General features: G+C 65.2%; 22 protein-coding genes. 11 read left to right on the forward strand and 11 right to left on the reverse strand.

Annotation, left to right across the window (positions count from 1 at the left end):
• Nucleotides 1-112: 112 nt before the first annotated feature.
• Nucleotides 113-1,693 carry a fatty acid--CoA ligase gene (locus ACQR03_RS00450; protein WP_434841563.1) on the reverse strand — a complete coding sequence of 527 codons (1,581 nt, stop codon included), beginning with the start codon at nt 1,691-1,693 and terminating at the stop codon, nt 113-115.
• Nucleotides 1,694-1,825: 132 nt separating this feature from the next.
• On the reverse strand, nt 1,826-2,701 hold the full coding sequence (locus tag ACQR03_RS00455; protein WP_315749193.1) for an SDR family oxidoreductase: 876 nt from the start codon (nt 2,699-2,701) through the stop codon (nt 1,826-1,828).
• Between the two features lie 102 nt (nt 2,702-2,803).
• Here ACQR03_RS00455 and ACQR03_RS00460 point away from each other — a divergent pair, with 102 nt between their 5' ends.
• From ACQR03_RS00460 to ppc, 3 genes are all read left to right on the forward strand, one after another.
• Nucleotides 2,804-3,613 carry a crotonase/enoyl-CoA hydratase family protein gene (locus ACQR03_RS00460; protein ID WP_315749194.1) on the forward strand — a complete coding sequence of 270 codons (810 nt, stop codon included), beginning with the start codon at nt 2,804-2,806 and terminating at the stop codon, nt 3,611-3,613.
• Between the two features lie 177 nt (nt 3,614-3,790).
• Entirely contained in the window at nt 3,791-5,335 is a 1,545-nt protein-coding gene (locus ACQR03_RS00465) for an acyl-CoA synthetase (protein ID WP_315749195.1), read from the forward strand.
• A gap of 138 nt (nt 5,336-5,473) precedes the next feature.
• Entirely contained in the window at nt 5,474-8,257 is a 2,784-nt protein-coding gene (gene ppc / locus ACQR03_RS00470) for a phosphoenolpyruvate carboxylase (protein ID WP_315749197.1), read from the forward strand.
• A 63-nt stretch (nt 8,258-8,320) separates the two neighbouring features.
• On the opposite strand, the gene ACQR03_RS00475 is transcribed toward ppc, so the two are convergent.
• From ACQR03_RS00475 to ACQR03_RS00490, 4 genes are all read right to left on the reverse strand, one after another.
• Nucleotides 8,321-9,199 (reverse strand): SMP-30/gluconolactonase/LRE family protein, encoded by an 879-nt coding sequence (locus ACQR03_RS00475; RefSeq protein ID WP_315714998.1) that lies wholly within the window; start codon nt 9,197-9,199, stop codon nt 8,321-8,323.
• A gap of 420 nt (nt 9,200-9,619) precedes the next feature.
• On the reverse strand, nt 9,620-10,534 hold the full coding sequence (locus tag ACQR03_RS00480) for an SDR family oxidoreductase (protein ID WP_315749198.1): 915 nt from the start codon (nt 10,532-10,534) through the stop codon (nt 9,620-9,622).
• A 234-nt stretch (nt 10,535-10,768) separates the two neighbouring features.
• Nucleotides 10,769-11,908: a thiolase C-terminal domain-containing protein gene (locus ACQR03_RS00485; protein WP_315749200.1), complete on the reverse strand. Its 1,140-nt coding sequence runs from the start codon at nt 11,906-11,908 to the stop codon at nt 10,769-10,771.
• 4 nt (nt 11,909-11,912) lie between these two features.
• A complete protein-coding gene (locus ACQR03_RS00490; protein ID WP_315749201.1) occupies nt 11,913-12,326 on the reverse strand; it encodes a Zn-ribbon domain-containing OB-fold protein in 414 nt (137 codons plus the stop codon).
• A 191-nt stretch (nt 12,327-12,517) separates the two neighbouring features.
• Here ACQR03_RS00490 and ACQR03_RS00495 point away from each other — a divergent pair, with 191 nt between their 5' ends.
• From ACQR03_RS00495 to ACQR03_RS00515, 5 genes are all read left to right on the forward strand, one after another.
• Nucleotides 12,518-12,841, forward strand: a complete 324-nt coding sequence (locus tag ACQR03_RS00495; protein ID WP_315749203.1) for an AtuA-related protein — start codon at nt 12,518-12,520, stop codon at nt 12,839-12,841.
• A gap of 6 nt (nt 12,842-12,847) precedes the next feature.
• Entirely contained in the window at nt 12,848-14,200 is a 1,353-nt protein-coding gene (locus ACQR03_RS00500) for an amidase (RefSeq protein ID WP_315749204.1), read from the forward strand.
• A gap of 234 nt (nt 14,201-14,434) precedes the next feature.
• Nucleotides 14,435-15,178 carry a 2OG-Fe(II) oxygenase gene (locus tag ACQR03_RS00505; protein ID WP_315749205.1) on the forward strand — a complete coding sequence of 248 codons (744 nt, stop codon included), beginning with the start codon at nt 14,435-14,437 and terminating at the stop codon, nt 15,176-15,178.
• Nucleotides 15,179-15,181: 3 nt separating this feature from the next.
• Nucleotides 15,182-15,832: a DNA oxidative demethylase AlkB gene (gene alkB / locus ACQR03_RS00510; protein WP_315714921.1), complete on the forward strand. Its 651-nt coding sequence runs from the start codon at nt 15,182-15,184 to the stop codon at nt 15,830-15,832.
• 74 nt (nt 15,833-15,906) lie between these two features.
• The gene (locus tag ACQR03_RS00515; protein ID WP_434841562.1) at nt 15,907-17,130 is read left to right on the forward strand and encodes an MFS transporter; all 1,224 of its coding nucleotides are present in this window, start codon (nt 15,907-15,909) and stop codon (nt 17,128-17,130) included.
• A gap of 6 nt (nt 17,131-17,136) precedes the next feature.
• On the opposite strand, the gene ACQR03_RS00520 is transcribed toward ACQR03_RS00515, so the two are convergent.
• The 5 genes from ACQR03_RS00520 to hpaH are packed head-to-tail and all read right to left on the reverse strand — an operon-like array spanning nt 17,137 to nt 22,438.
• Entirely contained in the window at nt 17,137-18,771 is a 1,635-nt protein-coding gene (locus ACQR03_RS00520) for a thiamine pyrophosphate-dependent enzyme (RefSeq protein WP_315749207.1), read from the reverse strand.
• Nucleotides 18,772-18,792: 21 nt separating this feature from the next.
• Entirely contained in the window at nt 18,793-19,665 is an 873-nt protein-coding gene (locus ACQR03_RS00525) for a fumarylacetoacetate hydrolase family protein (protein ID WP_315749209.1), read from the reverse strand.
• Nucleotides 19,666-19,677: 12 nt separating this feature from the next.
• Nucleotides 19,678-21,216, reverse strand: a complete 1,539-nt coding sequence (gene hpaE, locus ACQR03_RS00530) for a 5-carboxymethyl-2-hydroxymuconate semialdehyde dehydrogenase (protein ID WP_315749210.1) — start codon at nt 21,214-21,216, stop codon at nt 19,678-19,680.
• Nucleotides 21,209-21,607, reverse strand: a complete 399-nt coding sequence (locus ACQR03_RS00535; protein WP_315749212.1) for a 5-carboxymethyl-2-hydroxymuconate Delta-isomerase — start codon at nt 21,605-21,607, stop codon at nt 21,209-21,211. The genes hpaE and ACQR03_RS00535 overlap by 8 nt, the downstream gene beginning before the upstream one ends.
• 24 nt (nt 21,608-21,631) lie before the next feature.
• A complete protein-coding gene (gene hpaH, locus ACQR03_RS00540; RefSeq protein ID WP_315749214.1) occupies nt 21,632-22,438 on the reverse strand; it encodes a 2-oxo-hept-4-ene-1,7-dioate hydratase in 807 nt (268 codons plus the stop codon).
• A gap of 186 nt (nt 22,439-22,624) precedes the next feature.
• Between hpaH and hpaR the strand changes: the two genes are divergently transcribed.
• The 3 genes from hpaR to ACQR03_RS00555 all read left to right on the forward strand — a co-directional run bounded on the left by hpaR (nt 22,625) and on the right by ACQR03_RS00555 (nt 25,235).
• Entirely contained in the window at nt 22,625-23,080 is a 456-nt protein-coding gene (gene hpaR, locus ACQR03_RS00545) for a homoprotocatechuate degradation operon regulator HpaR (protein ID WP_409977900.1), read from the forward strand.
• Between the two features lie 158 nt (nt 23,081-23,238).
• Entirely contained in the window at nt 23,239-24,324 is a 1,086-nt protein-coding gene (locus ACQR03_RS00550; protein WP_315749216.1) for a malate/lactate/ureidoglycolate dehydrogenase, read from the forward strand.
• Nucleotides 24,325-24,455: 131 nt separating this feature from the next.
• Entirely contained in the window at nt 24,456-25,235 is a 780-nt protein-coding gene (locus ACQR03_RS00555; protein ID WP_315749218.1) for an HpcH/HpaI aldolase family protein, read from the forward strand.
• Nucleotides 25,236-25,328: the final 93 nt, after the last annotated feature.

The following is a 25,328-nucleotide window of genomic DNA, read 5'->3' on the forward strand; positions in this document are numbered from 1 at the left end:
TCGGCGCAAGGGCGCCTCGCAATGACGGCGTGGAAGGAGCGTACCCTCTCTCCACGCCATCGCGAGCGTGGCGAAGCGATCCAGAATGTCTCAGCGAGCACCTCGTTCTTGATCAATTCACCTGCCGATCCTTGCCCGCCCAGTACGGGTCGCGCAGATTCCGCCGCAGGATCTTGCCGGACGGATTGCGCGGCAGGGCGTCGAGGAAGTCCACGCTCTTCGGCGTCTTGAAGCCGGCGATGCGGGTGCGGGTGAAATTGATGATGTCGGTCTCGGTGGCGCGCTTGCCGGGCTTCATCACGACGATCGCCTTGACGGCCTCGCCCCATTTGTCGTCGGGAATGCCGATCACGGCGGCCTCGGCGACATCGGGGTGGTCGCAGATCGCGCTCTCGACCTCGGCCGGATAGATGTTCTCGCCGCCGGAGATGATCATGTCCTTGATGCGGTCGTGGATGTAGACGTAGCCGTCCTCGTCCATGTAGCCGGCATCACCCGTGCGCAGCCAGCCGTCCTTGCCGAGCGTGCGTGCGGTCGCCTCCGGCAGGTTCCAGTAGCCGGTCATGTTGGAGCCGGAGCGGGTGGCGATCTCGCCGACCTGCCGCGGCGGCAGCGGGTTGCCCGAGGGATCGATGATCGCGACTTCGACGCCCGGCAGCGGCTTGCCGGCCGAGCGCATCCGCTCCAGCCCTTCGACGTGATCCTCGGGCGGCAGCGCGATGATGGTGCCCGTGGTCTCGGTCATGCCGTACATCTGCACGAAGCCGCATTTGAACACCTCGATGCATTCCTTCAGCAGCGCCGCCGGGATCGGCGAGGCGCCGTAGAGCATGTATTTGAGCCGCGAGAAGTCGACCTGCCGCGCTCGCGGCTGCCGGACCACGAACTGCATCGCGGCGGGCACCATGAACAGCTTGGTGATGCCGGACTGTTCGAAGAAGTCGAGGATCTTCGTGGGATCGAACTCGCGCGCGATCACGCCGCGGGCGCCGTGGTAGAGGCTCATCAGGCCCCAGCCGGAGCCGCCGATGTGGAAGATCGGCATCGCGATCAGCGAGACGTCGTCGGTCGTCCATTTATTCCAGTCCGGCTTCTCCTCGGGATTGCCGGTGTTGACGAGGTTGAGGAAGTTGGCGTGCGACAGCATCGCGCCTTTCGGCTTGCCGGTGGTGCCGGAGGTGTAGAGCTGCAGCGCGATGTCCTGCGGCGTGATCGCCTCGCCGGGATCGTCGGCGCTCTGCGCGTCGCGCCAAGCCGTGTAGTCCTGCCATTCCGGCGCGCCGCCTTCGGTGGTGATGATGTGCCGCACGCTCGGAATCTGGTCGCGGATGTTGCGGATCATCGTGACGAACTCGGGACCGACGAACAGGGCAGGCGCCTTGCAGTCCTCGACGATGAAGGCGACCTCGGGACCGGCGAGGCGCCAGTTTACCGGCGCCATGACGACGTTGGCCTTCATGGCGCCGACCAGCAGCTCGAAATAGATGTCGCTGTTCTTGCCGAAATAGGCGATTCGCTCATGCGGCTTGATGCCGATCGCCTTCAGCGCGTTGGCAACCTGGTTGGTCTTGCGGTCGAATGCGGCGAAGCTGGTGAGGCGGCCTTCGAACTCATAGGCGGTGGCGGAGCCAAGCGCTTCCGCCTGCCTGCGCACGACGTCGACGAGCGTCGACGCTGCCGTCGTGACGGACATGTTTCCCCTCCGATTGCGTCTTGTTCTTTGTTCGATGTCTTGTCGTGGTCCTCGCCCCGGATTGCGCCGGAGCAAGCATCTCTCGATCAGTCTACAGGGAGCAGGTCGCCGATCAACAGGGTGATTGAGCCATCAGCTCGTGCGCGTCGCGCGATCCTTTTCGTTCTGCGCCTTGATCGACTCCTTGGCCTTGGTCCAGTCGTCGTCGCTCCAGTCGCGCAGCTGATAGAAGTTGCCGCCCATCGCCAGCGCCTGGGCACCGTCCATCGCGATTGTCTCGCCGTTGATCCAGTTGCAGCCGCCGGAGATCAGGAACACCGCGAGGTTCTGCAGCTCCTCCATGGTGCCGACGCGACCCATCGGGTTCATCGCCTTGGTCCGCGCGCCGGCCTCGTCACCGGGCTTGATGCGCTTGCTCATGCCTTCGGTCGGGATTTCGCCGGGTGCGATGGTGTTGAGGCGGATGCCGTAGCGGCCCCATTCAGTCGCGAGCGACATCGTCATGGCGTGGATCGCTGACTTGCTCATCGCCGAGGGCACCACGTAAGGCGAGCCGTTGCGCACCCAGGTCACCGTGATCGACACGACGTTGCCCGGCTGCTTCGCGGCGATCCAGCGCTTGCCGACGGCGTGCGTCACGTAGAACGTGCCGTGCATCACGATGTTGGCGACGGCATCGAAGCCGCGCGGGCTCAATTCCTCGGTGCGGGAAATGAAGTTGCCGGCCGCGTTGTTGATGAGATCGGTGAGACCGCCTTCCTGGAAGATGGCCTCGATCATGTCCTCCACCGCCATGGCATTGCGGATGTCGACGCCATGGCTGGTCACACGGCCGCCGTAGAGGTCCATCAGTTCGGTCGCGGTCTCGTCGCAGACGATTTTCCGCCGGCCGCAAATATGCACTTCGGCGCCGAGTTGCAGGAAGCGTGCAGCCATCGCTTTGCCAAGGCCCGTGCCGCCGCCGGTCACCAGAATGCGTCGACCTTCGAGGAGATTGTCCTTGAACATGGGAGTTTCCGCCTGACATGTTGTGAGTTAATTGGTCGATTGACTAAATCGCTCCGACAGCCTTCTGTAAAGTCACAAAGACATCCGTAGGGAGACCGCTCGATGGACAACCGCCTCGCGATCGAGATCAAGGACGGCGTCGCCGATGTTCGCCTGGTTCGCGCCGACAAGATGAATGCGTTGGACATGGAGATGTTCGAGGCGCTGGTCGCGGCGACCGACCGGCTGTCGAAGGAGAAGGGCCTGCGGGCGGTGGTGCTGTCCGGCGAGGGCCGGGCCTTCTGCGCTGGCCTCGACATGGGCCGCTTCGCGGCGATGAAGGATTCCGGCGGCAACGGCATACCCGGCGGCGAGAAGCGCGACCTCACCATTCGCACCCACGGCAAGGCCAACTTCGCGCAGCAAGCGGTATGGGGCTGGCGGCAGTTGCCGGTGCCGGTGATTGCTGCAGTGCATGGCGTCGCCTATGGCGGCGGCTTCCAGCTCGCACTCGGCGCCGACATGCGCTACGTCGCGCCGGACACCAAGATGTCGATCATGGAGATCAAGTGGGGTCTGGTGCCCGACATGGCGGGCACGCCGATCCTGGCCACCCTGATGCGCGACGACATCCTGCGCGAGCTGACCTACACGGGCCGGGTGTTCTCGCCGGAGGAAGGCCAGTCCTACGGCCTCGTCACCCGCATCTGCGCCGATCCGCGCGCGGCTGCGCTGGAGACCGCGCGTGAGATCGCCGGCAAGAATCCGGATGCGATCCGCGCCGCCAAGCGGATGCTGAACAATCTCTCGGTCGATCCGGGGCCGGCGCTGCTCGCCGAATCGGTCGAGCAGCAGAAGCTGATCGGCAGCCCGAACCAGCTCGAATCGGTGCGCGCCAACATCGAGAAGCGCGCGCCGAAGTTTGCGGATTGAGTCCGTCATTCCGGGATGCTCCGAAGGAGCAGGCCCGGAATCTCGAGATTCTCCGGTGCGCAACTGCGCACCTGAGTTCGATGCTCCGCGCAAAACGGCACCGCCGTTTTGTCGCGGCGCATCGCCCCGGATTGATGGCGGAAACTCAAACCGACGCCAGATCGGATAACAAAGAAAATGGAAACGTCCTCCCTGTTCTGCGGCATCATCTCCGGCGAGCGCCGGCGCAGCCACGCCGAAATCGCCGACCGCGCCGCGCGGATCGCCAGCGGCCTCGCGCAGCTCGACGTACGCCAGGGCGATTGCGTCTGCATGCTGATGCGCAACGACATCGCCTTCATCGAGGCGGCCTATGGCGCGATGCGGCTGGGCGCCTATGGCGTGCCGGTGAACTGGCACTTCAAGCCGGAGGAGATCGACTACATCCTCAAGGACTCCGCGACCAAGGTGCTGATCGGTCACGCCGATCTGCTGCATCAGCTTCGCGGCCTGATTCCACCTGGAGGCACCGTGCTCAGCGTGCCGACGCCGCCGGAGATCCTGTCCAACTACAAGATCGACGCGGATCTGCTCGCAACACCGGAGTTCGCGACCGACCTGGAAAGCTGGCTGACACAGCAGAGCCCTTACGAAGGGCCGCAGGTGCCGCAGCCGCAGAACATGATCTACACCTCCGGCACGACCGGTCATCCCAAGGGCGTCCGCCGCAATGCGCCGACGGTGGAGCAGGCCGCCTCGGCCGAGCGCATGCGCGCGTTGATCTACGGGCTGAAGCCGAACGCGCGCGCGCTGCTGCCGGGGCCGCTGTATCATTCGGCGCCGAACGCCTTCGGCCTGCGGGCGGGCCGGCTCGGCGGCGCGCTGGTGCTGATGCCGCGCTTCGAGCCGGAGGCGTTTCTCGACGTCATCCAGACAGAGCGGATCGATACCATCTTCATGGTGCCGACCATGTTCATCCGGCTGATGAAGCTGCCGGAGGAGGTTCGCCGCCGCTACGACGTCTCGTCGTTGCGCCATGTCATTCACGCTGCCGCGCCGTGCCCGGCCGACGTCAAGCGCGCGATGATCGACTGGTGGGGGCCGGTCATCTACGAGTTCTACGGCTCGACCGAATCCGGTGCCGTGACCTTCGCGACCTCCGAGGACGCGCTGCGCAAGCCCGGCACCGTCGGCAAGGTCTCGCCGGGCGCGGAGCTGCGCTTTCTCGGCGAGGACGGTCGCATCCTGCCGCAGGGCGAGATCGGCGAGATCTATTCGCGCATCGCGGGCAATCCGGATTTCACCTATCACAACAAGCCGGAGAAGCGTGCCGAGATCGACCGCGACGGCTTCATCACCTCGGGCGATGTCGGCTACATGGATGCCGAGGGCTACGTCTTCCTGTGCGACCGCAAGCGCGACATGGTGATCTCTGGCGGCGTAAACATCTATCCCGCCGAGATCGAAGCCGTGCTGCATGCCGTGCCCGGCGTGCATGATTGCGCCGTGTTCGGCATCCCAGATGCCGAGTTCGGAGAAGCCCTGATGGCCGTGGTCGAGCCGCAGCCGGGCGTGACGCTTGACATTGGGGAGATGAGGGCCCGGCTGAGAGCGTCGCTGGCCGATTACAAGGTGCCCAAGCACATCGAGATCCACGAGAAGCTGCCGCGCGAGGACTCCGGCAAGATCTTCAAGCGGCGGCTGCGCGATCCCCATTGGGAGCAGGCGGGGCGGAAAATATGATGATGGGCCCGCACTTGGCGGCGAAAGGAGGCGAGACCGACATTGAATAGGGCAGGCGACGCCTCTTTCTTGATCTTGCGCTGCGGTATAGATACGGCAGACTGACCCGTAAATGGGCAGCTGCTGGAGAGCGCATCCATGTCGCCGCAAGCCATGACAGAGGAAATCCGTCCCAACCGCGCCGCCGAGGCGCAGGCCATGGAGGAGGACGCGCGGCTCCGGGACGATATCCGGCTGCTCGGCCGCATCCTCGGCGATACCGTCCGCGACCAGGAAGGCGCCGAATTGTTCGACCTCGTCGAGCGCATCCGCCAGACCTCGGTGCGCTTCCACCGCGACGAGGACCGCCAGGCGCGGCGCGAGCTGGAGCAGATCCTCGACGGCATGACGACGGCTGAGACGGTCCGCATCGTCCGCGCCTTCAGCTATTTCTCGCACCTCGCCAACATTGCCGAGGACCAGAACAACATCCGACGCATGCGTGCCAGGAGCGACTCCAATGGCGGGGCCGGCATGCTGGCGGCGACGCTCGCTCACGCAAAATCCGCCGGGTTCGAGGCTTCCGATCTGCGCAAGTTCTTCTCGACGGCGCTGGTCAGTCCGGTCCTGACCGCGCACCCGACCGAGGTGCGGCGCAAGAGCACGATGGATCGCGAGATGGAGATCGCGATGCTGCTCGACCGCCGCGAGCGGATGCAGTTGACGCCGGACGAGCGCGAGGCCAATGACGAGGCGCTGCGCCGCGCCGTGCTGACCTTGTGGCAGACCAACCTGCTGCGCCGGACCAAGCTGACGGTGCTCGACGAGGTCACCAACGGCCTGTCGTTCTACGACTACACGTTTCTGCGTGAGGTGCCGCGTCTGCTGTGCTCGCTCGAGGATCGGCTCAATGACGGAGCGGAGGTGGCAGGCGATCTCGCCTCGTTCCTGCGAATGGGGAGCTGGATCGGCGGCGACCGGGACGGCAATCCGTTCGTCACCGCCGAGGTGATGCGCGGGACGCTCAAGCTGCAATCCAGCCTGGCGCTGCACTACTATCTCGAGGAACTGCATCTGCTCGGCAGCGAGCTGTCCATCGCCGCGCATCTCGCCGATGTCTCCGAGGAGCTGCGTGCGCTGGCCGAGCGCTCGCCGGACACGTCGCCGCATCGTCGCGGCGAGCCATATCGTCTGGCGGTGTCCGGCATCTATGCGCGCTTGGCGGCGACGGCGAAGAAGCTCGGTATCCAGATCAGCCGGCTTCCCGTGGCGGCGGTGGCGCCTTACGACAGCGTCAAGCAGATGCAGGATGATCTCGACGTGCTGCATCACTCGCTGATCGCCAACAATGCCGAGGTGATCGCCCGCGGGCGGCTGCGGCTGCTGCGGCGTGCAGTGGATTGCTTCGGCTTCCATCTGGCCCGGCTCGACATCCGCCAGAATTCGGCGGTGCACGAGCGCACCGTCGCCGAGCTGATCGACACCGCGATGCCGGGCATGTCCTACATGGCGCTGAGCGAGGATGCCAGGGTCGGCCTGCTTGTCAGCGAGCTGCGCAATGCGCGGCCGCTGGTGTCGCAATTCGTCAAGTACAGCGACGAGACCGTCGGCGAGCTCGCGCTGTTCCGCGCGGCCGCCGAGGCGCACGCGACGTTCGGTGCCGACGTGATTCCCCAGTGCATCATCTCGATGTGCAAGGGCATGTCGGACATGCTCGAGGTGGCACTGCTGCTCAAGGAGGTCGGCCTGATCGACCCTTCGGGCCGCTGCGCCGTCAACATCGTGCCGCTGTTCGAGACGATCGAGGACCTGCAGGCGTCCAGCGGCATCATGGACCGCATGCTGGCGCTGCACGATTACCGCCGCCTGGTCGACAGCCGCGGCGCCGTGCAGGAGGTCATGCTCGGCTATTCCGACAGCAACAAGGACGGCGGTTTCGTCACCTCGGGCTGGGAGCTCTACAAGGCGGAGATCGGCCTCGTCGACATCTTCGAGCGCCACGGCATCCGGCTCAGGCTGTTCCACGGCCGCGGTGGATCGGTCGGCCGCGGCGGCGGACCGAGCTACGACGCCATCATCGCCCAGCCGGGCGGCGCGGTGAACGGCCAGATCCGCATCACCGAGCAGGGCGAGATCATCTCCAGCAAATATTCCAACGCCGAGGTCGGACGTAACAATCTGGAAATTCTCGCCGCCGCGACGCTCGAGGCCAGCCTGCTGCATCCGCGGCAGCCGGCGCCGAAGCGCGAATATCTCACCGCGATGGACCGGCTCTCGGAGCTCGCGTTCAAGGCCTATCGCGGCCTGGTCTACGAGACCGACGGCTTCGTCGACTATTTCTGGGCCTCGACCGTCATCAACGAGATCGCGACCTTGAACATCGGCAGCCGCCCGGCCTCGCGCAAGAAAACCCGCGCGATCGAGGACCTGCGTGCGATCCCCTGGGTGTTCTCCTGGGCGCAGTGCCGGCTGATGCTGCCGGGCTGGTACGGCTTCGGCAGCGCGGTCGAGACCTGGATCGCGGAAAATCCGGAGCAGGGCATGCCGTTCCTGCGCGAACTTTATCAGGAATGGCCGTTCTTCCGCATGCTGCTGTCGAACATGGACATGGTGCTCGCCAAGAGCTCGATCGCCATAGCCTCGCGCTATGCCGAGCTGGTCCCGGACGAGGCCCTGCGCGAAAAGATCTTCGGCCGCATCCGGCGCGAATGGAATCTGGTGATCGAGACTTTGCTCGACATCACGGGGCAGGAGCGGCTGCTGCAGGGCAACCCGCTGCTGGAGCGCTCGGTGCGCAACCGCTTTCCCTATCTCGATCCGCTCAACCACGTGCAGGTCGAGCTGCTCAAGGAGCATCGCGCGCAGAACCCGGACGAGCAGGTGCTGCGCGGGATTCAACTAACGATCAACGGCATCTCGGCGGGGTTGAGAAATACGGGATGAGGGCGAGTGGCGAGTAGCGAATAGAGGGTCTATTCGCTACTCCCTATTCGCCATTCGCTATCTTCAGGGCTTCAGCGCACCCTGCGCACTCGTATAGACCGCATAGAGCGACGTCGAGCCGCAGATGTAGAGCCGATTACGCTGCTGGCCGCCGAAGCACAGATTGGCGACGGTTTCCGGAATGTGAATCTTGCCCAGCAACGTTCCGTCCGGGGCATAGCAACGTACGCCGTCCTCGTTCGGATCGCCCCAGCCGACCGAGCACCAGACCCGCCCGTCGCGATCACATCGGACGCCGTCGGAGATGCTGGGCTTAGGCATTTCGGCGAAGACCTTGCTGTTCGTCAGCTTGCCGGCGGCGTGATCGACGTCGAACACGCGGATATGCGCGGGATTGTCGGGCCCGTCAGTGAAGCCAGTGTCGATGACGTAAAGCTTCGTTTCGTCGGGTGAGAAGGCGAGCCCATTGGGCTCGACGAAGTCGTCGGCAACGACCTTGACCTCTCCCGATTTCGGATCGACCCGATAGACATTGTGCTTGTCCTGCTCGGGCGCCGCCTTGAGGCCCTCATAGAAGCCACCGATGCCGTAGACCGGATCGGTGAACCATATTGCGCCGTCGGCCGCGACCACTGCATCGTTCGGCGAATTCAATCGCTTTCCATTATAGCTGTCGGCGATGATCGTGATCGAGCCATCGAGCTCGGTGCGAGTGACCCGCCGACCGCTATGTTCACACGTGATCAGCCGTCCTTCTCGATCGATGGTGTTGCCGTTGGAATTCATCGACGGCTGCCGATAGACGCTGAGGTGACCATCGTCCTCGGAGAACCGCATGATGCGATTGTTCGGGATGTCGCTGAACAGCAGATAGCGACCGGCGGCAAAATAGACCGGGCCTTCGGCCCAGCGCATTCCGGTCGCGACGCGTTCTACGGCCATCGTGCCCGCGAAGGCAGGAAACTCCGCCGGCCCGAATGACAGCTTGGGTTTTTTCGACGACTCCAGGTGAGAGTCCGGATAGCGGCTGCCCGGCAAGGGACCGAGAGGCAGCGGATCTGTCGAGATTGTCGGTGCCCCGGTCTGGCCGAAGGGCGTGACGGTTGCAGCCGATGCTGACGTCACGGTTGCCGCGGCAGCGGCGAATGCCGCGGCTCCTTTCAGCAATCTGCGCCTGTCGAAGCCATCTGCTCCGACCAGCGAGTTCTGCGCGACGTCGTGTCGTGGAGTCGTCATATGTGTCCTCCCATTTTTTTGTTGGGAGGCGACCATACGACAGAATCGTGGCGACGTGCGGGTCGTCTCGATAAAAAACAACTTGAGAGTGTGTGCGCTGCGAATGGACTTTGCGCGCTGCAAATCTCAGATCGGGTCCCAGCCGAACACGTCGGCGGAACGATCGAGCTTGTAGAACGACGGCTTCAGTGCCGGCATGCCATGCTCCGCAATGGTCTGCGGCGTCCAGCCTTCGCCGCGGTGCACCGAGCGCAATGGGCGCGACTGGCTCATCAGGAAGATCTCGTTCATGCGAACGGCGAAGATCTGGCCGGTGACGTCTTTCGAGGCATCGCCGAGCAGATAGGCGACGACGGGCGCGATCTTCTCGGGCCCCATCCGCTTCATGCGTTCGACGCGTTCCTTCTCGGCCTCGGTCTCCGCCGGGATGGTGCCGATCATTCGGCTCCAGGCAAACGGCGAGACGCAATTGGAACGCACGTTGAAGCGGCCCATGTCGAGCGCGATCGACTTCGACAGGCCGACGATGCCGAGCTTCGCCGCGGCGTAATTGGCCTGGCCATAATTGCCGATCAGGCCCGAGGTCGAGGTGAAATGGACGAAGGAGCCGCTCTCCTGCTCGCGGAACAGCCGCGCGGCGGAGTGAGCGACATAGAACGACCCCATCAGGTGGACCTTGATGACGGCTTCGAACGCCTCGATGCTCATCTTGTGGAAGATCATGTCGCGCAGGATGCCGGCATTGTTGACCACGCCATCGAGCTTGCCGAAATGGTCGGTGGCGGCCTTCACGATCCTGCTGGCCGGGATCGCCTCGGACACGCTCTCGAAATTCGCCACCGCCGTGCCGCCGCGCTTCTTGATTTCCTCGACCACTTCCTCCGCCGGCGCTGCGCTGGTGCCCGAGCCGTCGGAGGCGACGCCGGGATCGTTGACCACGACCTTGGCGCCTTCGGCGGCGCACAGCAGCGCGATCTCGCGGCCGATGCCGCGGCCGGCGCCGGTGACGATGACGACTTTGTCCTGGAGCGATTTGGTCATGAGAGGCTCTCCTTAGCGTGATGTGCTGTTCATCCTGCCCCGTTTGCGTCAGGGCTATTGCATTTGACGAGACAGCTCAGATCAGCCGGGCTGCCTGCCGATATGTTGCTCCGTCATGCCCGGGCTTGTCCCGGGCATCCACGTCGTTCCGAGGGCGCCGGACGACGTGGATGGCCGGGACAAGCCCGGCCATGAAGACAAAACGAAAGAAAGCGACCGGAACGGCGAGCGTCGTTACCTCTCGTTGGTGAAGATGATCGTCCCCGACGCGGCGAACATGCCGCCGACGCCGTGGCACACCGAGATCTTGGCTCCGGGTACCTGCGCCGGGGCGATGCCACGCATCTGGCGCACGCTCTCCTGCAACGCATACATGCCGTACATGCCCGAATGCATGTAGGACAGGCCGCCGCCATTGGTGTTGAGCGGCAGCTTGCCGCCGGGCCGTGTGTGACCGGCTGCGATGAACGGCCCGGTCTCCTCATGCGGCATGAAGCCGAGATCACCGAGACCGAACAGCGGCAGATGCGCGAACGCGTCGTAGATCATGAGATGGTCGACGTCGGCATGGCCGATGCCGGCCTCCTTGAAGGCGAGGGGGCCCGCGACCTTGAAGGCACGCGATGAATTGAACGTCTCCATCTGGCTGACCATCGGCGTCTCCACGCTTTCGCCGGTGCCGAGAACATAGACTGGCCTCTGCGGAAAATCCTTGGCGCGATCGGCCGAGGTCAGGATCAGCGCGCCGCCGCCATCGGTGACGAGGCAGCATTGCAGCAGCCGGAACGGGTAGGCGATCATGCGCGAGTTCAGCACGTCCTCGACGGTGATCGGGTCCTTCATCATCGCGCGCGGGTTCTTTGCCGCCCATTCGCGCTGTACGACGGCAACCATCGCCAACTGCTCATGGGTGATGCCGTACGTCTTCATGTAGCGCAGCACGGGGATCGGGAACATGCTGGGCGGCCCGTAGACGCCGAACGGCGCCTCGAACTGGCCCTGCAGGCTGTCCGGCGGGATCGAGCGCGGCAGCTTGCCGATCATCGATTTGCCGCTCTCGGCGTGGGTGATCAGCACGGTCTTGCATAGGCCGGCCTCGATCGCAGCCGCGGCGTGGCGGACATGCAGCATGAAGGAGCAGCCGCCGACCGAGGTGCCATCGACCCAGGTCGGCGTGATGCCGAGATAATGACAGATCTGCTGCGGCGTCTCGACCGCGGTGGCGAAGCCGTCGATGTCCGACAGCTTGAGCCCGGCATCGGCGATGGCATTCAGCGCCGCGTCCGCATGCAGCTGGATCTGCGACATCGTCGGGATGATTCCGAGCTCGGTGGTCTCGGCCGCGCCGACCACGGCCACCTGGTTTCGACGCATGGCGCTATCCTTTCGCCGGCCGGAACAGGGGCAGGGTGATCTGCTCGTCCATTTTCTCGAATGTGACTTCGAGGGCCATGTCGAGCTCCAATGCCTCCGGTGTCTGCGGGCAGCCCGTGATGTTGCTCATCATGCGCGGGCCCTCTTCGAGCGCCACGACGGCAATGGCGTAGGGCGGCGTGAAGCCGGGCGCAGGGGGACGATGGTTGATGACGTAGCTGTAGAGCGTGCCTTTGCCCGTGGCCTTGAAGACGCTGACCTTGCGGCTGGCGCAGGCCGGACAGAATGGGCGCGGCGGGAAGTAGACGTGGGCACAGGCGTCGCAGCGCTGCAGCCGCAATTCGCCGGCGCGGGTACCGTCCCAGAAATGCTGCGTCTCGGGTGTCGGTTTGGGGCGTGCACGCATAGGCTCGGCCATCCCGGTTGATCCTCCCTGCGGCGGGCTCCGTCGCCCGCTCCTTTGCATCCGTGATGCGCCATTTGACGCAGACGCGTCAACGGTCCATCACGCCACGCATGCGGCCCTCCGGGAGGCGCAGAGGTGTTTGGACGGCAATTGCCGCCTGATGAAAATTGGTCTTTGATGCTGGGAGTATGATCGGAGCCGAGATGAAGCTGCGTGACATCGCCCATTCCAGAACCGGCGACAAGGGGGACACCTCGAACATCTCGGTCATCGCCTACGACCCCAAGGATTACCCGCTGCTGCTCGCACAAGTCACGGCCGAGCGGGTGAAGGCGCACTTCGCCGGCATTGTCCAGGGCGAGGTGGTCCGCTATGAGCTGCCCAACATTGCGGCGCTGAATTTCGTGATGAGCCGGGCGCTCGGCGGCGGGGTCACCCGGTCGCTCGCGCTGGATGCGCACGGCAAGTCGCTGAGTTCCGCGCTGCTCGATCTGGACATCGCGGCCGATGCCGCAGACACGCGATAGGATGCCATGACCGTTTCGAATCCGACCCTGGCCGCGCTGGCCGACGATCTCGCCGCCGGTCGCACCACGTCCCGCAAGCTGGTGGAGGAGTGTCTCGCCCGGATCGCCGATCCCGCCGGTGAGGGCCAGCGCGCCTTCATCCATGTCGACAAGGAGGCCGCGCTGGCGGCGGCCGACGGCATGGACGCGCTGCGCAAGGCCAATGCGGCGCCGTCGCCCTACGCCGGCATTCCGGTCTCGATCAAGGACCTGTTCGACATCAAGGGCCAGGTCACCCGCGCCGGCTCGAGGGCGCTGGAGGATTCCGCGCCGGCCGAGGCCGATGCGCCGGCGGTGGCGCGGCTGCGCCGGGCCGGCTTCGTCGTGATCGGCCGCACCAACATGACCGAGTTCGCCTATTCCGGCATCGGCATCAACCCGCATTACGGCACGCCGAAGAGCGCCTGGAAGCGCGACGTCGGCCATGTGCCCGGCGGCTCGTCGTCGGGCGCCGCGGTCTCGATCGTCGATCGCATGGCCTATGGCGCGCTCGGCACCGACACCGGCGGCTCCTGCCGCATTCCCGCGGCCTTCAACGGCATCACGGGCTACAAGCCGACGCAGGCCCGCGTGCCGCTCGACGGCGGCGTGCCGCTGTCGACCACGCTCGACAGCTTTGGGCCGCTCGCCAACACGGTCGCCTGCTGTGCCGTCCTCGATTCCGTGCTGGCCGACGAGCCGGTCCGCCCGCTCGCGTCGCGCCCGGTGAAGGGTTTGCGGCTTGCGGTGCCCACCACGGTCGTGCTCGACGAGCTCGATGTCGAGGTCGCCGAGACCTTTGAGCGGGCGCTGCAGACGCTGGCGAAGCAGGGGGCGCTCATCGAGCGTATCGAATTCCCCGAGTTCCTCGACGTCGGCCTGATCGGCATGAAGGGCGGTTTCGCCGCCGCGGAGAGCTATGCCTGGCACCGCTTCCTGCTGACAGCCAAGGGCGACGTCTACGATCCGCGCGTGTCCGTCCGCATCATGCGCGGCGAGGCGATCACCGTGCCGGATTACATCGAGATGCTCAACGCGCGCCGCTCGCTGGTGAAGCGCGCCGCTGCACGCATCGCGCCCTACGATGCGCTGGCGATGCCGACCACGGCCAACGCGCCGCCTGTCATCGCCGATCTCGCCGACGACCAGGCCTTCGCCCGCGAGAACATCCGCGCTTTGCGCAATTGCACCTTCATCAACATGATCGACGGCTGCGCCATCTCGCTGCCGGCGCACCGCCACGGCGAGGTCCCGGTCGGCCTGATGCTGGCGCAGTCCGGCGGCCACGACCGCAAGCTGCTGGAGATCGCGGCGGGCATCGAGGGCGTGGTGCGGGGCTGAGTAGGGAAAGAGCCCGGCGTTCCGACGCCGGATGGGAACCTGTCGTCGTTACGGTATCATCGACATGGATGCTACCGGAAATCGGGTGGTGCCCCGCTGGCCACTCCGTAACACTGTCGTCATTCCGGGATGCGCGCCCTTGCGCGCAGGCGCGGAATACATAACCACGACCGTGCGTATGGATTCCGGGCTCGTCGCTTCGCGCCGCTCCGGAATGACAGCTGGAATGTCCGAATGACCAGGCTCAAACAGGCTGCGCTCGACATCGATACTCCCGCCGCGATCGGGATCGACCAGCTCGATTGGGCGATGGTCGAACGCGATCTCGATTCCAGCGGCTGCGCCGTGTTGACGCAGCTGCTGTCGTCGGAGGATTGCCGCGCCCTGGCGGCGCTCTATCCGGACGACCGGCACTTCCGCAGCCGCGTCGTCATGGCGCGGCATGGTTTCGGCCGCGGCGAGTACAAATATTTCAGTTATCCGCTGCCCGATCCGATCGCGCAGTTGCGGCCGCGGCTCTATTCGCATCTGGTCGCGATCGCCAACCGCTGGAATGCGACGATGGGGATCGACATCCAATATCCCGCCGAGCACGACGACTTCCTGGCGCGCTGTCATCAGGCCGGCCAGACGCGGCCAACGCCACTCTTGCTGCAATATGTCGAGGGCGACTACAACTGCCTGCATCAGGATCTCTATGGCGAGCACGTGTTTCCGCTGCAGGTCGCGATCCTGCTGTCGGAGCCGGGGCGCGATTTCGAGGGAGGCGAGTTCGTGCTGACCGAGCAGCGGCCGCGCATGCAGTCGCGCGCCGAGGTGGTGCCGCTCCGGCAGGGCGATGCGGTGGTGTTCGCGGTCCACAATCGCCCGGTCCAGGGCACGCGCGGCAGCTACCGTGTCAACATGCGTCATGGCGTGAGCCGGCTGCGTTCCGGCCGGCGGCATACGCTCGGCGTGATCTTTCACGATGCGAAGTAGCATATGACGGATCTGTTCGATGGATTTGAGATCGCCGGACCGGCGCGCGAGCCGCTCGCGCCCGGCGCGGTGCTGCTGCGTGGTTTTGCGCAGCCACATGCGACGGAGCTTCTGGCCGCGATCGAGGCGATCACCGCGCAGGCGCCGTTCCGCCGGATGATCACGCCCGGCGGGCACCAGATGTCGGTGGCCATGACGAATTGCGGCTCGGTCGGCTGGGTGACGGACCGCAGCGGCTATCGCTACGATCCCGTTGATCCAGACAGCGGACAGAGGTGGCCGGCGATGCCGCCGCTGTTGCGACAGCTCGCCGAGCAGGCGGCGAGCGAGGCAGGCTTTGCCGCCTTCGCGCCCGATGCCTGCCTGATCAATTGCTACGAGCCCGGCGCCAAGATGTCGCTGCATCAGGATCGCGACGAGCGCGACGTCGGCGCGCCGATCGTCTCGGTGTCATTGGGCCTTCCCGCGACGTTCCTGTTCGGCGGCCTCAAGCGCTCCGACAAGACGCAACGCTATCGGCTGGCCCATGGCGACGTCGTCGTCTGGGGCGGCCCGGCGCGGCTCGCCTTTCACGGCGTCGCGCCGCTCGCCGATGGCGAGCATGCTCGGCTCGGCCGCCGGCGCATCAACCTGACGTTCCGCCGCGCCCGATAGTCCTGGCCGCTCTGTGACGTTCCTCATTTTGCAGCGGGCATCCCTGGCTCTATGCTGCGCCCGGGAGAGGGGCCATGAGCACTGTCGAACTTGCGGACGAGCGGGCGCCTGCGGCGGCGCGAATAGGACTTCACCTTGCGCTGCTGCAGCTGGTGTTCACGCTGCTGTGGACGACCTACGTGATCTATCTGCCGAAGCTCGCCGCCCAGGCCGGCATCGCGCCCTCCGCCGTCGTTCTGATCCTGATGCTGGACCAGGCGATCTTCACATTGTCCGATACCGCGATGGGACTTGCGGCCGATCGCATCGGGCGCGCCGCCGCGCGGTTCGGTCTCTTCATCGGCCTGCTGACTGCGGTATCCTGCGCCGCCTTTGTCGCGCTGCCTTTCGTGGCGGCGTCCGCAGGTCCAGCGGTCTTCATCGGACTGATCGCGATCTGGGCGCTGACCTCGTCGGTCTTGCGCGCGCCGCCCTTGACGCTGCTCGGGCGCCATGCGGCCCGGCCGGCCATTCCGTTCCTGGCAGCGCTGGTCATGCTCGGCTATGGCGTGGCCGGCGCCGTGTCGCCCTATCTCGGCGTGATCCTGCGCGACTACGATCCGCGCCTGCCGTTCGTCATCTCATCGGCCGTGCTGCTGCTGACGGCGCTCGGTCTCTCGCGCATTCCGCAGGATAGCGGTCGGGCAGCGCAAGCAGCGGCCAAGCTCGAGCCCAGGCCACTGCGGGGACTGCCCCTGCTGTTCATCGGCGCCATGGTGATCCTCGCGCTCGGCTACCAGCTGCATTTCAGCATCAACAGCTCGGCCTTCTATCTCCGCTTCGCCAGGCCGGAGGACCTTTCCTGGCTGATGCCGGTGTTCTGGATCGGCTTCAACCTCGTGCTGTTCCCGGCCAGCGTGGTCGTCAAGCATCGCGGCGGGCTCATCGTGATGGGATTCGCCGGTCTGCTCGGTGCGCTCGCGATCGTGATCGCCGAGCTCGCGGGCGCATTGACCGTGCTGATCGCGGCGCAGTTCATCGCCGGGGCGGCCTGGGGCTGCATGATGATGAGCGCCATTTCCGCGGCGCTCGCGATCGGGACGAACGGCGCCGAGGGCAAGGTGACCGGGCTCGTGTTCTCGGCGCTGGCGCTGGCAACCTTCGCGCGGATCGCTGCCGTCGCCGGCGGTCTGCAGAAGTTGCCAGACTATGCGCCGCTGGTGCAGTGGGCGCCGGTCGCGTGCTGGCTCGTGGCCGGCGCGGGCCTGCTGGCGATGGCCGCCGCCGGATTGCAGGGACGCCGCGCGTCCCCGCCGTGAGGTCGATCAGATCCCTGGAGGCTTCGACGGATGGATGAAGGCCCAGGGCGAGACCTCGGAGTCGCGCGGCACCTCGATGTCGATCAGATATGGCCCGCCATGCGCCAGCGCCGTCTCGAGCGCGGATTTGAACTGATCGGGTGACGTGACCTTGCTGGCGGCGACGCCGAAGGATTCGGCGAGCGTGACGAAATCCGGATTGACGAGATCGGAGGCGACGACGCGGCCGTCGAAGCGCTCACGCTGGTCGCGCCGGACATTGCCATAGGAATTGTTGTTGAACACCAGGGTGACGACGCCGATGTTGTATTGCACGGCAGTCGCCAGCTCCTGCACGGCGAACATGAAACCGCCATCGCCGGTGATCGCGATCACAGGTCTGTCGGGATGCGCCACCTTGGCACCGAGCGCGGTGGGAAAACCCGCGCCGAGCGTGCCCTGATAGCCCGAGGTGATGAAGGTGCGCGGCTCGTAGACGGGAAAGCCGTACCAGGAGGCGAAGCCGACCTGCGACAGTTCGTCGGTGACGATGGCGTCGCGCGGCAGCACCTCGCGGAGCACGTTCAGATAGGCCATCTGCGGCTGTACCTTCTGGATCTCCTGCAAGGTCGCTGCGGTGACCTCCCGGATCGCGGCGCGGCGTCCCGAGCTCTTGCGGTACCCCGCCTTGCTCACAGCAGCGACGAGCGCGGCCGTGCCCGCCTTGGCATCGGCGACGATGCCGGCGTCGACGATCAGGCGCCGCATCTCCACCGGGTCGATGTCGATGCGGATCGACTTCAATCCATCCGGCTTGAACGGCCAGCGGAACGTGGTCGGCAGCTCCATGCGGGTGCCGATGCCGATCATCAGATCGGTCGCCGGCCAGAGCTTGTAGGCAGCAGCCATCGTCAGTCCGAGCTCGTGTGCATTGGAGACGATGCCGCGCCCGGACCGGAAGGCGACGACCGGCGCGTCGATCATCTCGGCGAGCTCGAGGATGTCCTCGCGCGCCTCGATTGCGCCTGAGCCGACGAAGATCATCGGCGCCTTCGCGGACGTGATCAGCCCGGCCGCCTTGGCGATGCGGTCGGGATCGGGCTGCGGCGGCGCGAACCGTGCCAGCGGCATCGCCGCGGCGGTGGCCGCCTTCTGCGTGAACACGTCCCACGGCATCTCGAGCGCAGCGGGGCCGCGCCGCCCCGACATCATCTCCTGGAACGCGCGCGCGACCTGCGTCGGCGCGCTGTCGGGGTATTCGATGCGCTCGGCCCATTTGACGAAGGTGCGCAGGGTCGCGAGCTGGTCCGGCATCTCGTGCAGATGGCCGCGGCCGCGGCCGAGATAGTCGGTCGGCACCTGGCCCGTGAGACAAAGCACCGGTTCGTTGCAGCCGAAGGCGGTGAGCAGTGCCGCGCCGGCGTTGAGCACGCCGGGACCCGGCACGACGCTGAACACGCCGGGCCTGCCGCTGGCGCGGGCATAGCCGAACGCCATGTAGCCGCAGGCCTGTTCGTGGCGGGCGCCGACGACCTTGAGCTGCGCCTGGTGGAAGGCATCGAACAGGCCATAGACCTGCGCTCCAGGCAGGCCGAACACGGTGTCGACGCCGTGGGCGACGAGCCCGCTGACGATGGCTTCGCCGCCGGTCATGGTGGTCATGCTGACATTCCGTTGCTGACTTTACAGAGCTTCGTCGACGACGCCATTGCGCAAGGTGCCGACGCCCTCGGCTTCGATCTCGACGACGTCGCCGGGCTTCAGATAACGCGGCGGATCGAACCGTGCACCGGCGCCGGTGGGCGTGCCCGTCACGATCACGTCACCGGGGACGAGCGTGGTGAAGGTCGAGATGTAGTTGATGAGGTAGCGGAAGCCGAAGATCAGCCGTGAGGTGCGGTCGTCCTGGCGCAATTCGCCATTGACGCGCGTCGTCAGCCGGATATCGGCAATCTGGCTCTCATTCGTGTAGGGCACGATCCAAGGCCCGAGGCTGCCGGTCGAATCGAAGTTCTTGCCTTGGGTGACGTTGAACTTGGCATGCCGCACCCAGTCGCGGATGGTGCCCTCGTTGCAAAGCGTGAGTGCGGCGATGTGATCCAGCGCCTGGGCCTCCGGGATGTGACGGCCGGCCTTGCCGATGATCAGCACGAGCTCGCCTTCATAGTCGAGCTGCGGCGAAGCGCAGGGACGCACCAGGGGCGTTTCATGGCCGACGAAGGAGCGCGGCGTCCGCATGAACATCGACGGATATTTCGGCGCGTCCTGGCCATCCTTGTATTCGGCATTCCGGTCCGGATAGTTGACGCCGATGCAGATGATCTTCTCCGGCGAGGGGATCGGCGGCTGCCAGGTGATCGCGTCGAGGCCGTGATCCGGCGACAAGCCGGCTGCAGCATCGATCAGCCGGGGCAGGGCGCCGGCGGCAATCGCCTCGCGCAGGGTCGGATAGTCCTTGGCAAAGCGCGCGGAGAGATCGACGAGGCCGGTGTCGGTCACGAGCCCGTAGCGGACCGAACCATCGACGGCATAGGTGGCGAGGCGAGGGGAGGTCATGGGCAGTTCTCCTTAGACGCCGAGCCGCTGGATCTTGTGGGTGCCGCGCGCGAGCGAAACGTGCTTGGTCTCCATGTAGAAGTCGAACGAATAGTCGCCGCCGTCGCGGCCGATGCCCGATGCCTTCATGCCGCCGAACGGGGTTGGCAGGTGGCGGACATTCTCCGAGTTCAGCCAGATCATGCCGGCTTCCAGCGCGTCGGCGACGCGCAGCGCGCGGCCCATGTCGCCGGTCCAGACATAGCCGGTGAGGCCGTATTGCACGTCATTGGCGACCGCGATCGCGTCAGCCTCGTCGCGGAACGGGATCACGGTGAGGAACGGCCCGAACACCTCTTCTTGCGCCACGCGCATGGTCTGGCGCGCGCCGGTCACCAGCGTCGGCTCGACGTAGTGCCCGCCGCCCGGGCCGTCGAACCGCTTGCCGCCGACGGCGATGATCGCACCGTCCTCGCGTGCAACGTCGACATAGGAGCAGACCTTGGCGAGATGCCGCTCGTGGATCAGCGGCCCGATCTCGGTGGCGGGATCGAGCGGATGACCCACTTTCAGCGCACGCACGCGCGCCGCAAGCTTGGCCGTAAAGGTCTCGGCGATACTCTGCTGCACCAGCAGGCGGCTGGATGAGGTGCAGCGCTCACCGTTGAGCGAGTAGATCATGAACACGACGGCATCGAGCGCGCGGTCGAGATCGGCATCGTCGAACACGATCACCGGGTTCTTGCCGCCGAGTTCGAAATGCACCCGCTTCAGGGTCGGTGCGCCCTGCGCCATGATCGCAGATCCCGTCGAGCTCTCGCCGACGAAGCCGATTGCCTTGATCGCGGGATGCTCGGTCAGCGCCTTGCCGGCCTCCTCCCCGAAGCCATGAACGGTGTTGAGGACGCCGTCGGGAATGCCGGCGTCCTTGGCGAGCTTGGCCAGCCACTGCGCCGTGATCGGCGACCATTCCGCCGGCTTGTGTACGACCGTGCAGCCGGCCGCGAGCGCCGGGGCGATCTTCCAGGTCGACAGCATGAACGGCGTGTTCCATGGCGTGATCACGCCGACCGGGCCGATCGGCACCCGCGTCGAGATGTTCCAATGCTCGTCGCTCGGCGTACTCAGGCCGTCACGCGCCTCGGTGCATTTGTCGGCGAAGAAGCGGAAGTTTTCCGCCGCGCGGACCGCGGCTTTGGCCATGAAGCGATAGGCCTGCCCGGTGTCGATGCATTCGAGCACGGCGATGTCGTCGGCATGATCCTCGATCGCGTCGGCCACGCGATGCAGCAGCTTGCGCCGCATCGCCGGCGCCATGTCGCGCCAGGATCTGAAGGCGAGTGCGGCCGATGTCGCCGCGCGGTCGATGTCCTCTGCATTGCCGCGAGCGACCTTGGCCAGAACAGTGCCGTCGATCGGGGACTTCGTCTCGAACGTCGCGCCCGAGATCGCCGGCACCACCTTGCCGTCGATGAAGTGGCCGATGCCCTCGTCCTTCAGCTTCGCGAGCAGGGGAGCGGCACGGTCGAGATTGGCCTTGTAGATGTCGGTCTTGGGGGTGGCCTTATCCATGGGATGCCTCCGCTTTCAGGGCGTCGTGGATGTTGTTGCGCTTCCAGCTGGTCGCGGCGTCGTTGATCTGCATGTCGAAGGACAATGCGAACTTGGTGCTTGCGAAGACCGGATCGAGATACGCCGAGAGTGCCTTGAAGACGTGCTCGCCGGCCTTCTGCCGTGCCGCGAGGTCGCGGCCTTCGCCGAGCCGCAGCAGCATGGCGAGGAAGGCGGAGTTGGGCTTGCCGTCGGCGATCGCGTAGTGCTCGCAGCGGATCGCGCGCACGCGGATGCCGCCGATCGGAAAGATCCCGGTCTCGCTGGCGGCCTTGCGGACCACTTCGCAGACGTTGGCCATCACGACAAAGGCGTCGAGATTGGCGGAGTATTCGATGCTGAAATGCGGCATGATGCGGTCGCTCCGGGGCAGGCTTCAGGCGAAGTAACAGCTCACCGTCCCATACGGGCCGTAGTCGGCCTGGATCGTGTCGCCCTTGCGCGCCTCGATCGGCCGGATGAACGAGCCGGCAAGGACCACCTGTCCCGGCTCCAGCGCGAATCCACTTGCCGCGATCTTGTTGGCGAGCCACGCAACGGCCGTTGCCGGGTTGTTCAGCACGCCGGCGGCCAAGCCGGTCTCTTCCAGTTGACCGTTCTTATAACAGAGTGCGCCGATCCAGCGCAGGTCGGCATCGAGCGGCCGCAGCGGCCGGCCGCCGAGCACGATGCCGGCATTGGCGGCGTTGTCGGCGATCGTATCGAAGATCTTGCGGGTCGCCTTGGTCGCGGGATCCACCCGCTCGATCCGCGTATCCAGGATCTCGAGTGCCGGCACCACGAAATCCGTCGCGTTGAGTACGTCGAACAAGGTGCAGTCCGGTCCAGACAGACGGTGCTTCATGACGAAGGCAAGCTCCGCCTCGATACGCGTCGCGATGAAGCGGTCGGACGGCACCAGCCCGCCATCGGCAAAGAACATGTCGTCGAGCAGCACGCCCGAATCCGGTTCATCGATGTTCAGCGCGCTCTGCATCGCCTTCGATGTCAACCCGATCTTGTGACCCTTGATGACGCGGCCCGCGGCCACCTTGATGCTGATCCAGGCTTCCTGGATCGCATAGGCATCTGCGATGGTGATATCGGGAAACTCCTGCGACAACTGCCTGATCTGGCGGCGGCTCTTTTCGGCCTGATCCAGGCGTAAGGCGCAGCTATGAATCTGGTCGCTCGCAAGAGGCATGGTCTATCGCTCAGAAAAGAGATGGCGGCAGATGATTAACATGTTAAGTTTCAGTCGGCAAACCGAAAGGACGTTTGCTGCAGTGCAAATGTTCAGAATGGCCCACGGGAGATTGAGGAGATTGATGTGAGCGAGACCAGGGCCAAGGTCGCCAGGCAGGCTGCGAAGGAAGCGCGCAAGGTGCCGATGCGCGACTTCTCGCAGTCGCTGCCGATGGCCTTGTTGCGGGCGCGTGAGGCCGTGATGCGGCAGTTTCGCCCCAATCTGCGACAGCACGGCCTGACCGAGCAGCAATGGCGTATCTTGCGCGCGCTGGCGGCGGTCGATGTGATCGAGGTGACGGAGCTGGCGAGGGTCGCGTTCCTGCTCGGGCCCAGCCTGTCCCGCATCCTGCGCGATCTCGAGGCGCGCGGCCTGATTCAGCGCGAAGTCGATAGCCGCGACATGCGCAGGGGCGTGTTGTCGATCTCGGCCAAGGGCATGAAGCTGATCGCACAGGTCGCGCCGAGCTCAGAGGCGATCTATGCATCGATTGCCAGCCGGTATGGCGCCCGCAAGCTTGCCGCATTGCACAAGATGCTGGGCGAGCTGGAGCAGAGCATCGGCGGCGATCTCGACGCCTCCGACGACGGCGATGGCTGATCTGCCGCGGACCAAGCGCAATGACGCGGTCTCATGCTTGGCAGGCCGTTCGGCGTTTTGATAAGAAGCGATGCAGTCCAGCGGAGAGGGCGTGCGTCGCAGGCATGGCAAACCATGCTAACTCTGTTTTCGCATGCTGATCGAACCCGCGAGTTGTCATGGTCACTATCAAGGTTGCGCATCTCATCGATTTCGTTGCCGACGTCTTTGAACACGCCAATTCCTCGCCGGAGGAGGCCCGCCGGATCGCGACCTATCTGACGACGGCCAACCTGACAGGGCATGACAGCCACGGTGTGATCCGCGTGCCCGTCTATATCCGTTGGCAGAAGATGGGTTCGATCGTGCCCAACCAGACCGCAGAGGTCGTGGTCGACACCCCGTCGCTGGTGGTCGTCGACGGCAAGTTCGGCTACGGTCAGACCGTGACACCACAGGCCGTGAGGATCGGCATCGAGCGTTGCAAGAAGGGCGGCTTGGCTGCGTTGGCGCTGCGCAATTCCGGCCATCTCGGCCGGGTCGGCGACTGGGCGGAAATGGCCGCCGCCGAGGGGCTCGTCTCCATTCATTTCGTCACGGCCGCAGGTTCACTGCTGGTGGCGCCCTATGGCGGAGTCGAGAAGCGGTTCTCCACCGCGCCATATTGTGTCGGCATTCCGCGCCAGGGAAAGGATCCCATCGTGCTCGATTTCGCGACCTCGATCGTGGCCGAGGGAAAGGTCTTGGTGGCGAGCCGCGGCGGCAAGAAGCTGCCCAAGGGCGCCTTGATCGATGCCGACGGGACGCTCAGCGAGGATCCGGCGGTGCTCTATGGACCCTATGAGGCCGAGGGGACGCGCGACCACACCAAGGGGACGGGAGCGATCCGCGCCTTCGGCGAGCACAAGGGCTCTGGTCTCGCCTTCATCTGCGAGCTGCTCGGCGGCGCCTTGACCGGCACCGGGGCGACGTCGGCAAATCGGCGCTTTGCCAACGGCATGCTCGCGATCTACATCGACCCGAAGGTGGTCGATCCGGCGAGCTTCTTTGATGGTGAGATCAGCCGCTATACGGATTTCATCCGGGCGACCAAGCCGGTCTCCGGCGTTGATCAGGTGCTGGTGCCGGGCGATCCCGAGCGCAAGATGCGGGCCGAGCGTACGGCCAATGGCGTGCCCTTGCCCGATGACACCTGGGCGGCAATAGTGAACACGGCACGCGAAGTGGGTGTCAGCGAAGCGAGCATTCAGCGGGCGACATCGTGAAATCAGTGTGACTGCGGGTGGTGCGAAGCATCCATGCTCAGATTGAGCGGGATTGCATTGCGTTGCGCCATCGGCGAGAACGAATTCTAACGAGACGGATCGGTTGAACAACAAGGGAAGGAAACGCAGTCGTGGCGAACAATAAGGTCAAGCAACTCTGGGCCGAAGGCAAGACGGTGGTGAATGCCTGGCTCGCGATCCCCTCGGGCTTCTCCGCGGAGGTCGTGGCTCAGTGCGGCTTCGACAGCGTCACCGTGGACATGCAGCACGGGGTGCAGGACTATCTGTCGATGGTGCAATGCTTCCAGGCCATGCATGGCCATCCGGTCACGCCGATGGTGCGCGTGCCGTGGAATGAGCCCGGCATCATCGGCAAGGTGCTCGATGGCGGCGCCTATGGTGTCATCTGCCCGATGGTCAACACAGCGCAGGAAGCGCGCAACCTCGTTTCCTATTCCAAATATCCGCCGAAGGGTGTGCGCTCCAACGGTCCGATCCGCTCGGGCATGTATGGTGGTGCGGGCGAGTATCAGAAGACGGCCAACGACGAGATCGTGCTGCTGCCGATGATGGAGACCAGGACCGCGGTCGAGAACATGGAAGCCATTCTCGATGTCGAAGGCATCGACGGCGTCTATATCGGGCCCTCCGATCTCGGCTTTTCCTATGGCCTGGTGCCGAAGCTCGATCGTGACGAGCCGGAAATCCTCAAGATCTATGAGAAGATCGTGAAGGAGTGTGGCAAGCGTGGGCTCAATCCCGGCATTCACTGCAGCGGCGCCGAGGGTGCGGTCCGCGCCATCAACATGGGCTTCAAGCTCGTGACCTTGTCGAACGAGGTCGGCCTGATGCAGGTCTATGCCCGCCAGCAGGTCGCGCAGACCCGCAAGGAATCCGGCGGCAAAGCGTAACGAGAAAGGCGAATGGCGAGGAGGGCGTAGCGAACGGGGATCCGTCCATTCGCTATGAGCCGCTCGCCATTCGCATATGTGTTCGCGATCGAC

The organism is Bradyrhizobium sp. HKCCYLS3070, from assembly GCF_051167575.1.
Taxonomy (GTDB): domain Bacteria; phylum Pseudomonadota; class Alphaproteobacteria; order Rhizobiales; family Xanthobacteraceae; genus Bradyrhizobium.

What these genes read in the sequence shown, in the direction of transcription:
- ACQR03_RS00450 (WP_434841563.1), bottom strand. Translation starts at nt 1,693, where the DNA reads ATGTCCGTCACGACGGCAGCGTCGACGCTCGTCGACGTCGTGCGCAGG.
- ACQR03_RS00455 (WP_315749193.1), bottom strand. Translation starts at nt 2,701, where the DNA reads ATGTTCAAGGACAATCTCCTCGAAGGTCGACGCATTCTGGTGACCGGC.
- ACQR03_RS00460 (WP_315749194.1), top strand. Translation starts at nt 2,804, where the DNA reads ATGGACAACCGCCTCGCGATCGAGATCAAGGACGGCGTCGCCGATGTT.
- ACQR03_RS00465 (WP_315749195.1), top strand. Translation starts at nt 3,791, where the DNA reads ATGGAAACGTCCTCCCTGTTCTGCGGCATCATCTCCGGCGAGCGCCGG.
- ppc (WP_315749197.1), top strand. Translation starts at nt 5,474, where the DNA reads ATGTCGCCGCAAGCCATGACAGAGGAAATCCGTCCCAACCGCGCCGCC.
- ACQR03_RS00475 (WP_315714998.1), bottom strand. Translation starts at nt 9,199, where the DNA reads ATGGCCGTAGAACGCGTCGCGACCGGAATGCGCTGGGCCGAAGGCCCG.
- ACQR03_RS00480 (WP_315749198.1), bottom strand. Translation starts at nt 10,534, where the DNA reads ATGACCAAATCGCTCCAGGACAAAGTCGTCATCGTCACCGGCGCCGGC.
- ACQR03_RS00485 (WP_315749200.1), bottom strand. Translation starts at nt 11,908, where the DNA reads ATGCGTCGAAACCAGGTGGCCGTGGTCGGCGCGGCCGAGACCACCGAG.
- ACQR03_RS00490 (WP_315749201.1), bottom strand. Translation starts at nt 12,326, where the DNA reads ATGGCCGAGCCTATGCGTGCACGCCCCAAACCGACACCCGAGACGCAG.
- ACQR03_RS00495 (WP_315749203.1), top strand. Translation starts at nt 12,518, where the DNA reads ATGAAGCTGCGTGACATCGCCCATTCCAGAACCGGCGACAAGGGGGAC.
- ACQR03_RS00500 (WP_315749204.1), top strand. Translation starts at nt 12,848, where the DNA reads ATGACCGTTTCGAATCCGACCCTGGCCGCGCTGGCCGACGATCTCGCC.
- ACQR03_RS00505 (WP_315749205.1), top strand. Translation starts at nt 14,435, where the DNA reads ATGACCAGGCTCAAACAGGCTGCGCTCGACATCGATACTCCCGCCGCG.
- alkB (WP_315714921.1), top strand. Translation starts at nt 15,182, where the DNA reads ATGACGGATCTGTTCGATGGATTTGAGATCGCCGGACCGGCGCGCGAG.
- ACQR03_RS00515 (WP_434841562.1), top strand. Translation starts at nt 15,907, where the DNA reads ATGAGCACTGTCGAACTTGCGGACGAGCGGGCGCCTGCGGCGGCGCGA.
- ACQR03_RS00520 (WP_315749207.1), bottom strand. Translation starts at nt 18,771, where the DNA reads ATGACCACCATGACCGGCGGCGAAGCCATCGTCAGCGGGCTCGTCGCC.
- ACQR03_RS00525 (WP_315749209.1), bottom strand. Translation starts at nt 19,665, where the DNA reads ATGACCTCCCCTCGCCTCGCCACCTATGCCGTCGATGGTTCGGTCCGC.
- hpaE (WP_315749210.1), bottom strand. Translation starts at nt 21,216, where the DNA reads ATGGATAAGGCCACCCCCAAGACCGACATCTACAAGGCCAATCTCGAC.
- ACQR03_RS00535 (WP_315749212.1), bottom strand. Translation starts at nt 21,607, where the DNA reads ATGCCGCATTTCAGCATCGAATACTCCGCCAATCTCGACGCCTTTGTC.
- hpaH (WP_315749214.1), bottom strand. Translation starts at nt 22,438, where the DNA reads ATGCCTCTTGCGAGCGACCAGATTCATAGCTGCGCCTTACGCCTGGAT.
- hpaR (WP_409977900.1), top strand. Translation starts at nt 22,625, where the DNA reads ATGCGCGACTTCTCGCAGTCGCTGCCGATGGCCTTGTTGCGGGCGCGT.
- ACQR03_RS00550 (WP_315749216.1), top strand. Translation starts at nt 23,239, where the DNA reads ATGGTCACTATCAAGGTTGCGCATCTCATCGATTTCGTTGCCGACGTC.